This window comes from Caballeronia sp. M23-90 (assembly GCF_053574605.1).
The window spans coordinates 1-14,443 of sequence record NZ_JBSIPA010000129.1 but is presented as its reverse complement, the minus strand read 5'-3'; the positions used below and the strand labels follow the sequence as shown (position 1 = coordinate 14,443).

Here is a 14,443-nt window from a genome sequence, read left to right as displayed (position 1 = left end):
ATCTCACGCTGTTCCCGACGGCTTCGGGTCATCGCGACGGGATCGTGGTCGACGTGCGCCGCGTCGTGACGCTCGGCGGTTCGGTGCGCGTGGACCTGGAAGGCGCGGAAGGCAACGTGCTCGAAGCCGAACTGGATCGCGAGACGTGGCGCGCTTTGAACCTGAACATAGGCGATGGCGTGACCGCCGTCCCGCGCGTGCTGCGCGTGTTCCCGGCACATTGAGACTACCCAAGAAGAGAGGCTGACATGAACTTCCAGCAACTGCGTTTCGTCCGCGAGGCCGTGCGCCAGAACATGAATCTGACCGAGGTCGCGAACGTGCTTTATACGTCGCAATCGGGTGTATCGAAGCAGATCAAGGACCTCGAGGATGAACTCGGCGTCGACATTTTCATTCGTCGCGGCAAGCGTCTGACGGGCCTGACGGAGCCGGGCAAGGAAGTGCATCAGGTGATCGAACGCATGCTGCTCGATGCCGAAAACCTGCGCCGCGTTGCGCGCCAGTTCGCCGACCAGGACAACGGCCATCTGGTGGTCGCGACGACTCACACGCAGGCGCGTTATGCATTGCCGAAAGTCATTCGCCGGTTCACCGAGGTGTTCCCGAAAGTCCACCTCGCGCTGCGCCAGGGCAGCCCGCAGCAGATCGCGCAGATGATCATCAATGGCGAGGCGGACATCGGTATTTCGACAGAAGCGCTCGACCGCTATCCGGACATCATTACCTTCCCATGCTATTCGTGGCATCACACGGTAGTCGTGCCGAAGGGCCATCCGCTGGTCGGACGCGAGAACCTCACGCTCGACGAAATCGCCGAATACCCGATCGTCACCTACGACAACGATTTCACCGGCCGTTCGCACGTCGACCAGGCGTTCGCGAAAGTGGGCGCGATGCCGGACGTGGTGCTGACCGCCATCGATGCCGACGTGATCAAGACCTATGTGGAACTGGGCATGGGTATCGGCATTGTGGCTGCAATGGCCTTCGATGAAAAGCGCGATACCGAACTCGTCGCGCTCGATACCCAACATCTGTTCGAGGCGAGCACCACGCGCGTGGGCTTGCGCAAGGGCGCCTTCCTTCGCGCTTACGCGTACAAGCTGATCGAGATGTTCGCGCCGCAACTGGATGAAGCGCAAATCGCGGCGCAGTTGCGCGAGGCGGCGTAAAACTCGCTTCAGACACGCTCCGCTACAATTGCGGCATGAACTCCTTACACACTTCATTGCCGCAGATTGCCGTCCTCGCCACCGGTGGCACCATCGCGGGCGAGGCGAGCGATGTCGCGAAAACCTCGGGTTACAAGGCCGGCGTTGTCGGCGTCGACAAACTGCTTCACGCCGTGCCGTCCTTGTCGCAGGTTGCGCGGATTCACGCGGAGCAAGTCGCGAGTATCGACAGCAAGGACATGACGCCGGCGCTCTGGGCCAATTTATGCGCACGCGTGAATGTCTTGCTCGCGCAGGATGACATCGATGGCGTCGTCATCACTCATGGCACGGATACGCTCGAAGAAACCGCGTATCTGCTGCATCTCACCGTCAAGAGCGACAAGCCGGTTGTGCTGACGGCGGCCATGCGGCCATCGACTGCCTTATCCGCCGATGGGCCGCTCAATTTGCTCAACGCGGTCACTGTGGCGGCGAGCAAGGCATCGTGGAAGCAGGGCGTGCTGGTCGCGTTCAACAATCAGATCCACAGCGGGCGCGATGTCACCAAGACCAGCACCTACGCCGTCGATGCCTTCCGATCGCCTGAGGGCGGCGCGCTCGGCTGGGTTCAGGACGGACAGGTCGAATATCAGCGCACGGTCGTGAGACCCCACACGCTGCAGACGCCGTTCGAGATCGCGGCTGAATTGCCGGCGGTCGAGATCGTGGCGAGCTATGCGGGGGCATCGCGAGTGGCTATCGACGCCTTGGTCGCCGCCGGCGCGAAAGGGCTGGTAATTGCCGGTACGGGAAACGGCTCGATCCACTCAACCATGCAGCAAGCCGTCGCCGATGCCACGAAGCAGGGCGTAGTGGTCGTGCGGTCATCGCGTGTCGGTTCGGGTCACGTGATGCGCAACGGCGCGGCGCCGGACGACGCGCTCGGTTCGATCACGGCGGGAAGCCTGAACCCGTACAAGGCTCGCGTGCTGTTGATGCTGGCGCTGGCCGCGGGTGTTGCATCGAGAGACCTGCAAAACGTCTTCGATACCTACTGATTCGCACACTCGCTCAATCGCTCGATATCGCCCGACACGATCTGTTCCAGATGTCGGGTGATGGTTTCGACAGGCCAGTCCCACCAGGCGATGGCCTGCAGCCGGGCAACGGCTTCGGGCGCGAAGCGGGCCTTGATGGTTTTCGCCGGATTGCCGCCTACGATCGTATAGGGCGCGACATCGCCGGTCACCACCGATCTCGACGACACAATCGCGCCGTCCCCGATCCTGACGCCCGGCATGATCAGCGCGTCGTAGCCAATCCAGACGTCGTTGCCTATTACCGTATCGCCCTTATATGGCAAGTCGGAAAGCGATGGCATGACCTTTTCCCAGCCATTGCCAAAGATCTGAAACGGATACGTCGAGATACCGGAGAGTTTGTGATTGGCGCCGTTCATGATGAACTGGGCGCCTTTGGCGATAGCACAAAATTTCCCGATGATCAGCTTGTCGCCAATAAACGGAAAGTGGTAAAGCACGTTGCGTTCGAAGTGCTCGGCGTCTTCGGGATCGTCGTAATACGTGTAGTCACCGACCACGATATTCGGATTCTTGACAGTGTTCTTGATAAAACAGACTTGCGGAAAGCCTTCCATGGGATGTTTGTTCTTCGGATCGGGACCGTTCATGCGCACTCCGGAAAAAGGATGTCATTGATAGGCCGATCCTGCCTTGCCGCGTTGATTCAGGCAATAAAAAACGCGAACCAGGGTTCGCGTTCTTCAATTCTTCAACCGACTCAACCTGCTCAAGCCAGCGGCGGAATCCGCAAGACCTGTCCCGGATAAATCTTGTCCGGGCTGCTGAGCATCGGCTTGTTGGCCTCGAAAATCACGTCGTTCTTCGCGCCGTTGCCGTAGTACTTGGTCGCGATCTTCCAGAGATTGTCGCCCGCGGCCACAGTGTGAAATTGTGAAACGGGCGTGGGATTCAGAACGGTGATGTGATCGTCGACCTTGTCGACATGCTGCACGTTGCCTGCCGCGACGAGAATCTTCTCCTTGGTCGCCTGATCGGCGGCCTGGCCGCTAACTGTGACCGTATGCGATGCGCCGTCGAACGTGACTTGCAGGTTGTCGGCCGTGAGGCCCTGATTGCGGATGTACGCAGCGATCGCGTCTCCCGCAGTCTTGTTCAACGCCGCTACATCCGGCGCTGCCGGCGCAGCCGATGCGGTTGTCGATACGGCGCCGAACAACTTCTCGCCCGCTTCCTTGATGAAACTGAACATGCCCATGTTGCAACTCCTGTATTAAGCCAATGAGACGGCCGGATAAAGCCGAGCCTCTTAGTCGCGCGGCATCGGGCTTAGTTCGCGGTGTTCACGGGAGGAGTTGTAATACTGTGTGGACGGGCACGAAGTGAAACAAAAACTTGAAGCAAAGCTTGAATCAAAAACAAAAAAGGATCCGGCAGGCGGACACCCGGCAATGACGTCTGACCGACCAAGGCTTCCACGTCATCGCCGGGCGCCGCTAGACGGACCCAACGTTATTGCACTTCTTGCAACCCACCGGAGATCAGCCGGTTTTCAGCAATTCAGTTTCCTTCGGTAACCTGATGATTCGACATCAGTTCCAGCGCCCGGACCATGCCCGAGTGATCCCACTCGCGCCCGCCGTTCGCCACGCAGACGCTGAACAGTTGCTGCGCGCTCGCCGTATGCGGCAACGCGAGTCCAAGCTTCTTGGCGCTTTCCAATGCCAGATTCAGGTCCTTCTGATGCAGTTCGATCCGGAAGCCCGGGTTGAACGTGCGCTTGGTCATGCGCTCGCCGTGAACTTCCAGGATCCGCGATGCCGCGAAGCCGCCCATCAATGCCTTGCGTACGCGCTCGGGATCGGCGCCGGACTTCGATGCAAACAGCAGCGCTTCACCCACGGCTTCAATGTTGAGTGCCACGATGATCTGGTTGGCCACCTTGCAGGTTTGCCCCGCGCCGTTATCGCCGATGAGCGTGATGTTCTTGCCCATCGCTTCGAAGAGCGGCTTCGCGCGTTCGAACGCAGCTTCCGGGCCGCCGACCATGATGGTGAGCGTCGCTTCACGCGCGCCGACTTCGCCGCCGGAGACGGGTGCATCGAGGTAATCGCAACCCAATGCGTTGATCTTCTTGGCGAATGCCTGCGTTTCGATGGGCGAGATGGAGCTCATGTCGATCACGAGCTGGCCTTTCTCGAGACCCTTCGCCACGCCGTCGTCGGCGAACAGGACGTTGGCGACGTCGGGCGTGTCCGGCACCATCAGGACGATGATTTCGCTGCCGCGCGTCACTTCCGTCGAGCTGCCGACGACCGTGCCGAGCGAGCGCAGATCCTCTGGCACCGGGTACGCGCCGTTCAGGACCAGCGTGTGGCCCGCTTTTTTCAGGTTGCGCGCCATGTGGGCGCCCATGATGCCAAGTCCGATAAAACCGATTGTTGCCATTACGTGTGTCTCCTCCAGTTGTCGGGTCGTGGCTTCAAGCCACCGCGCGCGCGTTCTTCCAGCCTGCAAGCTCGCTCAGCCATCCAAGGCCGGCTTCGGTCGTCGCACGCGGTTTGTATTCGCAACCGATCCAGCCTTGATAGCCGACCGAATCGAGCAGCGAGAACAGGAACGGATAGTTGATCTCGCCCGTGCCCGGTTCGTTGCGGCCGGGGTTGTCGGCGAGTTGAACGTGCGCGATCAGTGGCAGGTTGCGTTTGATCGTCGCCGCAAGTTCGCCTTCCATGCGCTGCATGTGATAGATGTCGTACTGCAGGAACAGGTTGTCCGAGCCGACATCGCGGATCACGTCCAGCCCTTCCTGCGATTTGTTCAGCGCGAAGCCGGGGATATCGAAGTGATTGCACGGCTCGACCAGCAGCCTGATGCCTTCCTTCTTCAACGCGGCGGCGGCGAACTTCAAATTCTCAACGATGGTCGCCCGTGCGTCCTCACGGCTCACCGAAGCAGGCGGAATACCGACCAGGCAATTGAGTTGCGGCACGTTCAAGGCCTTCGCGTATTCGATCGCCTTCGACACGCCTTCGCGAAACTCTTCCTTGCGGTCCGGCAGACACGCGATGCCACGCTCGCCGCCTTCCCAATTGCCGGCCGGGAGGTTATGCAGCACGATCTGAAGGTTGTTGTCGTCAAGACGCTGGCGCAAATCCGCGATGGAGTACGGATACGGAAAGAGGAACTCCACCGCTTCGAAACCCGCTTCCGCTGCCGCTGAAAAGCGGTCGAGGAAGGGCACTTCGTTGAACAGCATCGTCAGGTTTGCGGCAAATTTCGGCATGGTTTCTACTCTCTCAGGCTGCATTCAGGCTACGTTCTGACTGGTACTCAGGCGTTCGATGTCGACGCAATGGCCGTCGGCGCGTCCTGCTCGGTTTCGGCGAGCGGCTCGAACTCGTTGATGGCATCGATTTCCGTGCCCATCGCAATGTTCGTCACGCGCTCCAGAATCACTTCCACGATGACCGGCACGCCGAATTCCGCGAGCATCCCTTCGGCCTTGCGCAGCGCCGGGGCGAGATCTTCCGGTTTGAAGACGCGCATCGCCTTGCAACCCAGACCTTCGGCCACCGCCACGTGATCCACGCCATACCCGTTCAGATCAGGCGCGTTGATGTTTTCGAACGCGAGCTGCACGCAGTAGTCCATATCGAAGCCGCGTTGCGCCTGGCGGATCAAACCGAGGTACGAGTTGTTCACGACCACGTGAATGTAAGGCAAGCGGAACTGCGCACCCACAGCCAGCTCTTCGATCATGAACTGGAAGTCGTAGTCGCCGGAGAGCGCCACGATCGGCCGTTGCGGGTCCGCTGCACGCACACCGAGCGCTGCCGGAATCGTCCAGCCGAGCGGGCCGGCCTGGCCGCAATTGATCCAGTTGCGCGCCTTGTACACGTGCAGGAACTGCGCGCCGGCGATCTGCGAGAGACCGATCGTCGAGATGTAGCAGGTGTCGCGTCCGAAGACCTTGTTCATCTCTTCGTAGACGCGCTGCGGCTTCATCGGCACGTTGTCGAAGTGCGTCTTGCGATGCATCGTGCGCTTGCGTTCCTGGCATTCGCCCACCCACGTTCCGCGATCCTTCAGCTTGCCCGCTGCCTTCCATTCGCGCGCCACTTCCACGAAAAGTTCGAGCGCGAATTTGGCGTCGGAGACAATCCCGAGATCCGGTCCGAACACGCGGCCGATCTGCGTCGGCTCGATATCCACGTGCACGAACGTACGGCCCTTCGTATAGACCTCGACGCTGCCCGTATGACGGTTCGCCCAGCGATTGCCGATGCCCAGCACGAAGTCCGACGCAAGCATGTTGGCGTTGCCGTACCGGTGCGCGGTCTGCAAGCCGCACATGCCGGCCATCAGCGGATGGTCGTCGGCGATTGCGCCCCAGCTCATCAGCGTCGGGATCACCGGCACGTTGATCAGCTCGGCGAACTCCACGAGCAGATCTTCAGCAGCCGCATTCAACACGCCGCCGCCGGACACGATCAACGGCCGCTCGGACGTGGTCAGCATCGTCAGTGCTTTTTCGACCTGGGCGCGGGTGGCTTTCGGCTTGTAGACGGGCAGGGGTTCGTAGGTATCGATATCGAATTCGATTTCGGCGAGCTGCACGTCAATTGGCAGATCCACCAGCACCGGACCCGGACGGCCCGAACGCATCAAGTGAAACGCCTGCTGGAACACGCGCGGCACGAGCGCCGGTTCGCGCACCGTGACCGCCCACTTGGTCACCGGCTTCGCGATCGACTCGATATCGACAGCCTGGAAATCTTCCTTGTAGAGACGCGAGCGCGGTGCCTGGCCCGTGATGGCGAGGATCGGAATCGAATCGGCCTGGGCGGAATAGAGACCCGTGATCATGTCGGTCCCGGCGGGTCCCGACGTTCCGATACACACGCCAATATTTCCCGGCGACGCCCGCGTATAACCTTCAGCCATGTGCGACGCGCCTTCCACGTGCCGCGCCAGCACGTGGCCGATACTGCCGGCCCGCTGCAACGCCGAGTAGAACGGATTGATGGCTGCGCCCGGCACGCCGAACGCCATTTCGATCCCTTCTTTTTCCAGCACGAGAACGGCTGCATCTACAGCTCGCATTTTGGTCATGACTGTCTCCATCCACTGTGTGTTTCGGTGCGTCCCGCCATTGCAGAACGTCGTTTGATGGACTTTATGCGTGTGCCGGAGTGTTGATAAGATCAGCCAGAGTCGTTTGATCCGATACAAAAAGTATCGAACGGACAAATACGGAGACAAACAAAATGGATCGCTTCAGGCAAATAGAGACGTTCGTGAAAGTCGCCGAGGCCGGCAGTCTTGCCGCGGCCGCGCTGGAGGAGGGCGTGTCGCCGGTGATTCTCGGGCGGCGTATCGATGCGCTGGAAAAACGTCTGGGCGTCAAACTGATGTACCGCTCGACGCGCCGTCTGGTAGTGAGCGAGGAGGGTGCGGCATTCCTGGAACGCTGCCGCGGGCTACTCGCCGACTGGAACCAGGCGGAGAACGAGCTCGCCGATGGCCAGCGCACCGTCGATGGTCATCTGATCGTCTCGGCGCCCGCAGCTTTCGGGCGTATGCACGTGGCGCCGCACGCCCCAGGTTTTCTCGCCGACAAACCCGCGCTGCAGATGTCGTTCAACCTGAACGACCGCGTGGCGGACCTGATCCGCGAGGGCTACGACTTGTCGATAAGAATCGGCGGCGCGGTGGACCAGAATTTCGTGGCCGTGAAACTCGCCGAGAATCATCGCGTGGTTTGCGGCACGCCCGCCTACTTCAAGAAGCACGGCAAGCCGAAAACGCTCGATGACCTCCCGCGGCACAACTGCCTTGCATTCAACCTGCAGGGCGGCCAGAACCGCGGCTGGTATTTCCGCCGGAACGGCAAGCTGGCGACCGTGCGCGTGTCCGGCAACCTGGATTGCAACGACGGCGAACTGCTCCATCGATGGGTATCCGAAGGCCACGGACTCGGCTGGCGCTCGACCTGGGAGATCCAGCGGCAACTGGCTGCGGGCGAATTGGAAACCGTGCTGGACGAATTTGCGCTGCCGGACTACGACATCCTCGCGGTGTATCCGCAACAGCGCTACATTCCGGCGAAAGTGCGCTACTTCATTGATTATTTGAAGAAAATCTATGCGCAGCCGGATTACTGGAGCCGCTGACACTAGACCGTATCAGTTGGCCAAAAGCCTGTTGCCGATGCCTTGCCGATGCCTTGTTGATGCCTAAGCCATTGAAAACACAGCGGAACTAAAGCGCGAAAAGCCCGATTTAGTTGTACGCGCATCCAGATCCGGCTATAATCGCTGGCTTCTCTCTTGCCGCACCGGTCCGACGCCCGGGTGGCTTTATATCCTCAAGGAGTAACAATGCGTCATTACGAAATCGTATTTATCGTGCATCCGGATCAGAGCGAGCAAGTGCCCGCCATGATCGAACGGTACAAAACCACGATCACGTCGCACGGTGGTTCGATCCACCGCATCGAAGACTGGGGCCGCCGTCAGCTGGCTTACATGATCGAGAAACTCGCGAAGGCTCACTACGTGTGCATGAACATCGAATGCAGCCAGGAAACCCTGGAAGAGCTGGAGCACGCATTCAAGTTCAATGACGCAGTGCTGCGTCACCTGATCGTCAAGATGAAGAAGGCCGAAACCGGCCCGTCGCCGATGATGAAGGAAGTGCACCGCGAAGAAGCCAAGAAGGCGGCCAGCCAGCCGTCGACTGAAGCGCAGGCTTAATTAGTCGCCTATACCTAAACATAGGCGTCAAGCCACCAGGATTTAAGTGAACCGGCTGCAACTGACAGCAAGCGTCGTGGAACGCGAACCGGTGCGGTACACCCCCGCCGGCGTCCCCATAGCAAGCTGCACGTTGCATCACTGTACGGAAGTTGTCGAAGCGGGCATTCCCCGCCAGATCGAGCTGACACTTCCTGCGGTAGCGGCTGGAGCTGCGAGCGGCAAGCTGGAAAGCCTTGCGATGGGCGTCGAAACGCTCTTTACAGGCTTCATGGCGAAGAAAAACCGCAACGCGCGAACCCTGGTGTTTCACATCACAGAATTGCAGGATATTGGAAAGGACTGAACATGCCCCGCCCGACTGGTAAGAAATTCGACAAACGTCGTCAGCAACAAAACCCGCTCTTCAAGCGCAAGAAGTTCTGCCGTTTCACCGCGGCCAATGTCGATTACATCGACTACAAGGACACGGACACGCTGAAGGACTTCGTTGGTGAGAACGGCAAGATCACGCCGGCTCGTCTGACTGGAACGAAGGCTCACTACCAACGTCAGCTCGACACGGCTATCAAGCGCGCCCGCTTTCTCGCGCTCCTGCCGTACACCGACCTGCACAAGGCCTAATCAGACGACGCAATAAGGAAAAGCCAAATGCAAATCATTCTTTTGGAAAAAGTCGTCAACCTGGGCAACCTCGGCGACATCGTGAAGGTCAAGGACGGTTACGCACGTAACTTCCTGATCCCGGGCAAGAAAGCTCGCCGTGCAACGAAGGACGCGATCGCGGAATTCGAAGTGCGCCGTGCGGAACTGGAAAAGGTTGCAGCTGAAAAGCTGGCAATCGCTACGGCTCAGGGCGAAAAGCTGAACGGCGCAACCGTTCAGATCTCGCAGAAGGCGGGCGTCGACGGCCGTTTGTTCGGTTCGGTGACGAACGCGGACATCGCCGACGCGCTGAAGAAGCAAGGTCTGGCAGAAGTCGAAAAGTCGCAAGTGCGTCTGGCCGACGGCCCGTTGAAGCTGGTTGGCGATCACGCTGTCCAGGTTGCATTGCACACGGACGTCGTCGTCGACGTGACGGTGTCGGTGCTGGGCGAGCACGCTTAAGCTTCCAGCCAGCCGGGTTTTCTCCCGGCGCTGATGCAAAAGTAAAGTGGTAAAGGAAGGGCGGGAACCCTCAACGGTTCCCGCCTTTTTTGTTTTCTCTTCGCCCGCCGCCCCGTCATTTCGCCGATAATTGCCCCCATGAACGCACCCTCGAAAGATCCGCAAATGGATGCGCTGAAGGTCCCGCCGCATTCCATCGAAGCCGAACAGTCCGTCATTGGCGGCTTGTTGCTCGACAACGCCGCGTGGGATCGCATTGCGGACTTGATGTCGCACAGCGATTTCTACCGCTACGACCACAGGATCATCTACGAGGCGATCGGCAAGCTGATTGCGACCACGCGTCCGGCCGACGTCATCACGGTCTACGAGGCGCTGACCAACACGGGCAAGGCCGAGGAAGTAGGCGGCCTCGCGTATTTGAACGCGCTGGCCCAGAATACGCCGAGCGCGGCCAACATTCGCCGGTACGCGGAAATCGTGCGTGACCGGGCAGTTTTGCGCCGCCTGGTTTCCGTCGCCGATGAAATCTCCGCCGACGCCTTCAATCCGCAAGGCAAGGAAGTGCGCCAGTTGCTGGACGAGGCCGAGGCGAAAGTGTTCTCGATTGCGGAAAGCGGCGCGCGCGGCACGCAAGGGTTTCTTGAGATTGGCCCGCTTTTGACGGAAGTTGTCGAACGAATCGACACGCTTTATCACACCGCGAATCCCAGCGATGTCACCGGTACACCGACGGGTTTTGTCGACCTGGACCGCATGACCTCGGGCATGCACGGCGGTGAGCTGATCATCGTGGCAGGGCGCCCATCGATGGGTAAAACCGCGTTTTCGATGAACATCGGCGAGTATGTGGCGGTCGAGTACGGCCTGCCGGTCGCAGTGTTTTCCATGGAAATGCCGGGCACCCAGCTCACCATGCGTATGCTGGGTTCGGTCGGACGCCTTGATCAGCACCGGATGCGTACCGGCCGTCTCACGGACGAAGACTGGCCAAAGCTCACCCACGCAGTGCAAAAAATGAGTGAGGCGCAGATCTTTATCGATGAAACCGGTGGCCTCAACCCGATGGAACTGCGTTCGCGCTCGCGCCGCCTTGCGCGCCAGTGCGGCAAGCTGGGTTTGATCATCGTCGATTATTTGCAACTCATGTCCGGGTCCGGGTCGGGCGGCGAAAATCGCGCGACGGAAATCTCGGAAATCTCGCGATCGCTGAAGAGTCTCGCAAAAGAGCTCGATGTTCCGGTTGTCGCGTTATCGCAGTTGAATCGCGGACTTGAGCAGAGGCCGAACAAGCGTCCGATCATGTCGGATCTGCGCGAATCGGGTGCTATCGAGCAGGACGCGGATGTCATTTTGTTTATTTACCGCGACGAAGTCTACAACCCCGACAGCCCCGACAAAGGTACCGCCGAGATCATCATCGGCAAGCAGCGAAATGGTCCAATCGGGCCAGTACGTCTCACGTTCCAGGGGCAATACACGAAGTTCGAGAATTTTGCGGGCGCGCAGAATTTTTACAGCGACTAAAGGAACTCATGTTGCAACCGCACCCGGATTGTTACCGATCAGGGTGCGGCGGCGTTCCCGCGAAGGTACAATGTGGCGGTTTTATGTCAGCCCCATTTTGAGCCACTTTCCGGGATTTTCATGTTCGGTCGATTCATGCCCACCGAGGGCAAATTTTTCGAAATCTTCAATGCGCACGCGAAGTGCATCGTTGACGCGAGCCACGAACTCGAACTGCTGATTGACAACATGGACCAGATGGAAGTCCATAAGCAGAACGTCCAGACGAACGAAAAACGTGCTGACAAGCTCACGCACGAAACCATCGACCTGTTGCACAAGACCTTCATCACGCCGCTCGATCGCGACGAAATCCACAAGCTCATCACGACCATGGACGACATCCTGGACCTGATGGAGGATGTCGCCACGGCAATCTCGCTTTACGACGTGCGCGAATCGACCGCGGAAATGAGCCAGCTCGCTCACATCTGCACGGCGACTTCCGAGCGCGTGCAGCAAGCCGTGCAACTTCTCGCGGACATGAAGCGCGCCAGCGAAATCCTGAAGATCTGCGAAGAAATCGACCGTCTGGAGTCCGATGCGGACCGCGTACTGCGCTCGGCCATGTCCAAGCTTTTCCGCGAAGAAGATAACGTCAAGACGCTGATCAAGCTGAAGGCAATCTACGAGCTGCTCGAGACGATCACCGATAAATGCGAGGATGTCGCGAACATCATCGAAGGCATCGTGCTGGAAAACGCCTGATTTCAGCCGCGCCACTCACTCGATAAACGATGCATTCGATTCAACTCGCCCTCTGGGCTGTCATTACGCTCGTCGTGGTCGCGCTGGTGTTCGACTTCATGAACGGTTTCCACGACGCCGCCAACTCTATCGCAACCGTCGTCTCTACCGGCGTGCTGAAACCTCAGCAGGCCGTGGCTTTTGCTGCAGCTTTCAACGTCATCGCGTATTTCATCTTCCATTTGAAGGTCGCGGCGACCGTAGGGAAGGGAACCATCGATCCGGCAATCGTCGATCAATATGTGATCTTCGGTGCCCTGGTCGGCGCTATCGGCTGGAACATCATCACGTGGCACTATGGCATTCCGTCGAGTTCGTCGCATGCGCTGATCGGCGGCCTGGTCGGGTCTGCATGGGCCAAATCCGGCTGGGGTTCGCTTAACCTCGACGGCCTGCTCAAGACCGTTTCGTTCATCTTCATTTCGCCGCTGCTCGGCTTTGTGCTCGGGTCGCTCTTCATGCTGATCGTCTCGTGGATGTATTTCCGAACGCCGCCGTCGAAGGTGGACCGGCGTTTCAGGCGCTTGCAGCTTGTGTCGGCTGGACTCTATAGCCTCGGGCATGGCGGCAACGACGCGCAGAAAACCATCGGCATCATCTGGATGCTGCTGATTGCGGCGGGTTATGCATCGGTTACAGCCGACGCGCCGCCAATCTGGGTGATCGGCGGATGTTATTTGTCGATGGGACTCGGCACGCTCTTCGGCGGCTGGCGCATCGTGCGCACGATGGGGCAGAAAATCACGAAGCTGAAACCGGTCGGCGGGTTCTGCGCGGAATCGGGCGGGGCGATCACGCTGTTCGTGGCTTCGTTTCTGGGTATTCCCGTCTCGACCACCCATACGATCACCGGCGCAATCGTCGGTGTCGGCGCGACGCAGAAGTTCAGCGCGGTGCGCTGGGGCGTGGCGGGGAACATCGTCTGGGCGTGGATTCTGACGATTCCGGCATCTGCCGCAATGGCCGCCGTTGCATGGTGGCTAGGTCGGCACTTTTTCTAAGCCGGCATGCCATCAGGCAGTTGAAGAAACGGGCGACATCAGTCGCCCGTTTTCATTTCTAAATCAACGGTGCGCCAACGCCGTCCATCGGAATGATTGCGCCGGACACGTAGCTCGCCTGGCGGCTCGCCAGGAACAATGCAACGTTCGCGATTTCCTCCGGAGTGGCGTATCGGCCGAGCGGCACTTTCGCCTGGCTGCGCGCCAGCGCTTCGTCGCGTGTGATGCCTTGCCGTTGGGCTTCGAGCGCGAGCGATTCCTCCACACGTTCCGTCAGGGTCGCGCCGGGGTTGATTGCGTTGATGCGAATCCCTAGTTTCGCGTAATGATGTGCGAGACCAACCGTCGCCAGCATCAGCGCCGCATTTGCCGCGCCACCGGCAATGTGAATATCGCTCGCAATCTTGCCGCCCATTCCGATGATGTTCACAACCGCGCCCGGATCGCTCTTCGGGTCCGCTTTCAGCCGCTCGGCCATTTTTTTCAGCACCGCTTGCTGCGGATAGATGCATGGGAAGTACTTGGCTTCCATCGCGGCTTTGTAGGCATCGGCATCGAGCAGATCGGGATCGTAGCGCTTCGCTGCACCCGCGGAATTCACGAGGATATCGATGGGGCCAAGCGCGCTCGTGGCTTCCTCCACCACATCCTGCACGCTGTGCGCTTCGTGAAGGTCGGCGCGTGCGAGATGCACGTGGTGTCCGTGCTGCGCCAGTTGTTCGCGGGCGCGCGCCAGGTTCGCTGCATCGCGCGAAACGATCGCGACGCGCGCACCTTCCGCTGCAAATGCCTTCGCGCATGCGAAGCCGATGCCCTTGCTGCCGCCCGTGATGAGCACGACTTTCCCGGCAAGTCCCAGGTCCATGAGGTCACTCCTTATCGAGGCTGATTGCGATTCTTCGACGCTTGGCAATCGATGCTGGCAAGCGTTTGACAACACACGATAGCAGAGGCCGCCGGGGTGTGCGCGTCAGGAGATGTGTGGAGAGGCTTGCGTCGTTCGCGGCTCAGTAGCTGCCGTTGGCAAACTTCGCGATGGGGTCATCGGCGGCGGCGGGGCGCGTGGA

17 protein-coding genes are annotated in these 14,443 nt (G+C 59.6%); 11 read left to right on the top strand and 6 right to left on the bottom strand.

What is annotated here, in order from left to right:
• From ACRXB1_RS15065 to ACRXB1_RS15055, 3 genes are all read left to right on the top strand, one after another.
• The coding region (locus ACRXB1_RS15065; protein WP_449492434.1) for a TOBE-like domain-containing protein at positions 1-224 on the top strand (224 nt) is incomplete at its 5' end.
• Positions 225-248: 24 nt separating this feature from the next.
• Positions 249-1,175 carry a CysB family HTH-type transcriptional regulator gene (locus ACRXB1_RS15060; protein ID WP_061999244.1) on the top strand — a complete coding sequence of 309 codons (927 nt, stop codon included), beginning with the start codon at positions 249-251 and terminating at the stop codon, positions 1,173-1,175.
• A gap of 35 nt (positions 1,176-1,210) precedes the next feature.
• Positions 1,211-2,215, top strand: a complete 1,005-nt coding sequence (locus ACRXB1_RS15055; protein ID WP_449492433.1) for an asparaginase — start codon at positions 1,211-1,213, stop codon at positions 2,213-2,215.
• On the opposite strand, the gene ACRXB1_RS15050 is transcribed toward ACRXB1_RS15055, so the two are convergent.
• From ACRXB1_RS15050 to gcl, 5 genes are all read right to left on the bottom strand, one after another.
• Positions 2,209-2,847, bottom strand: coding sequence for a Vat family streptogramin A O-acetyltransferase (locus tag ACRXB1_RS15050; RefSeq protein ID WP_061999246.1), 639 nt, complete (start codon positions 2,845-2,847; stop codon positions 2,209-2,211). The genes ACRXB1_RS15055 and ACRXB1_RS15050 overlap by 7 nt on opposite strands.
• A 119-nt stretch (positions 2,848-2,966) precedes the next feature.
• Positions 2,967-3,455, bottom strand: a complete 489-nt coding sequence (gene lysM / locus ACRXB1_RS15045) for a peptidoglycan-binding protein LysM (RefSeq protein ID WP_061999247.1) — start codon at positions 3,453-3,455, stop codon at positions 2,967-2,969.
• A gap of 302 nt (positions 3,456-3,757) precedes the next feature.
• A complete protein-coding gene (gene glxR / locus ACRXB1_RS15040; RefSeq protein ID WP_062169857.1) occupies positions 3,758-4,645 on the bottom strand; it encodes a 2-hydroxy-3-oxopropionate reductase in 888 nt (295 codons plus the stop codon).
• Positions 4,646-4,679: 34 nt separating this feature from the next.
• Positions 4,680-5,483, bottom strand: a complete 804-nt coding sequence (hyi, locus tag ACRXB1_RS15035) for a hydroxypyruvate isomerase (RefSeq protein WP_075357987.1) — start codon at positions 5,481-5,483, stop codon at positions 4,680-4,682.
• A 47-nt stretch (positions 5,484-5,530) separates the two neighbouring features.
• Entirely contained in the window at positions 5,531-7,312 is a 1,782-nt protein-coding gene (gene gcl, locus ACRXB1_RS15030; protein ID WP_062000821.1) for a glyoxylate carboligase, read from the bottom strand.
• A gap of 155 nt (positions 7,313-7,467) precedes the next feature.
• Here gcl and ACRXB1_RS15025 point away from each other — a divergent pair, with 155 nt between their 5' ends.
• From ACRXB1_RS15025 to ACRXB1_RS14990, 8 genes are all read left to right on the top strand, one after another.
• Positions 7,468-8,373 carry a LysR family transcriptional regulator gene (locus tag ACRXB1_RS15025; RefSeq protein ID WP_062169859.1) on the top strand — a complete coding sequence of 302 codons (906 nt, stop codon included), beginning with the start codon at positions 7,468-7,470 and terminating at the stop codon, positions 8,371-8,373.
• A gap of 207 nt (positions 8,374-8,580) precedes the next feature.
• Positions 8,581-8,955 (top strand): 30S ribosomal protein S6, encoded by a 375-nt coding sequence (gene rpsF, locus ACRXB1_RS15020; RefSeq protein WP_056353082.1) that lies wholly within the window; start codon positions 8,581-8,583, stop codon positions 8,953-8,955.
• A gap of 46 nt (positions 8,956-9,001) precedes the next feature.
• A complete protein-coding gene (gene priB / locus ACRXB1_RS15015; RefSeq protein ID WP_061999250.1) occupies positions 9,002-9,301 on the top strand; it encodes a primosomal replication protein N in 300 nt (99 codons plus the stop codon).
• Between the two features lie 2 nt (positions 9,302-9,303).
• Positions 9,304-9,579, top strand: coding sequence for a 30S ribosomal protein S18 (rpsR, locus tag ACRXB1_RS15010; RefSeq protein WP_061999251.1), 276 nt, complete (start codon positions 9,304-9,306; stop codon positions 9,577-9,579).
• 27 nt (positions 9,580-9,606) lie between these two features.
• Positions 9,607-10,062 (top strand): 50S ribosomal protein L9, encoded by a 456-nt coding sequence (gene rplI, locus ACRXB1_RS15005; RefSeq protein WP_061999252.1) that lies wholly within the window; start codon positions 9,607-9,609, stop codon positions 10,060-10,062.
• A 138-nt stretch (positions 10,063-10,200) separates the two neighbouring features.
• On the top strand, positions 10,201-11,589 hold the full coding sequence (locus tag ACRXB1_RS15000; RefSeq protein WP_060857247.1) for a replicative DNA helicase: 1,389 nt from the start codon (positions 10,201-10,203) through the stop codon (positions 11,587-11,589).
• Between the two features lie 120 nt (positions 11,590-11,709).
• Positions 11,710-12,336: a DUF47 domain-containing protein gene (locus ACRXB1_RS14995; RefSeq protein WP_056353092.1), complete on the top strand. Its 627-nt coding sequence runs from the start codon at positions 11,710-11,712 to the stop codon at positions 12,334-12,336.
• 29 nt (positions 12,337-12,365) lie between these two features.
• Complete coding sequence (locus ACRXB1_RS14990) at positions 12,366-13,376, top strand: inorganic phosphate transporter (RefSeq protein WP_061999254.1); 1,011 nt, start codon at positions 12,366-12,368, stop codon at positions 13,374-13,376.
• A gap of 58 nt (positions 13,377-13,434) precedes the next feature.
• Here ACRXB1_RS14990 and ACRXB1_RS14985 read toward each other — a convergent pair whose 3' ends face one another.
• The gene (locus ACRXB1_RS14985) at positions 13,435-14,241 is read right to left on the bottom strand and encodes an SDR family oxidoreductase (RefSeq protein ID WP_075357969.1); all 807 of its coding nucleotides are present in this window, start codon (positions 14,239-14,241) and stop codon (positions 13,435-13,437) included.
• Positions 14,242-14,443: the final 202 nt, after the last annotated feature.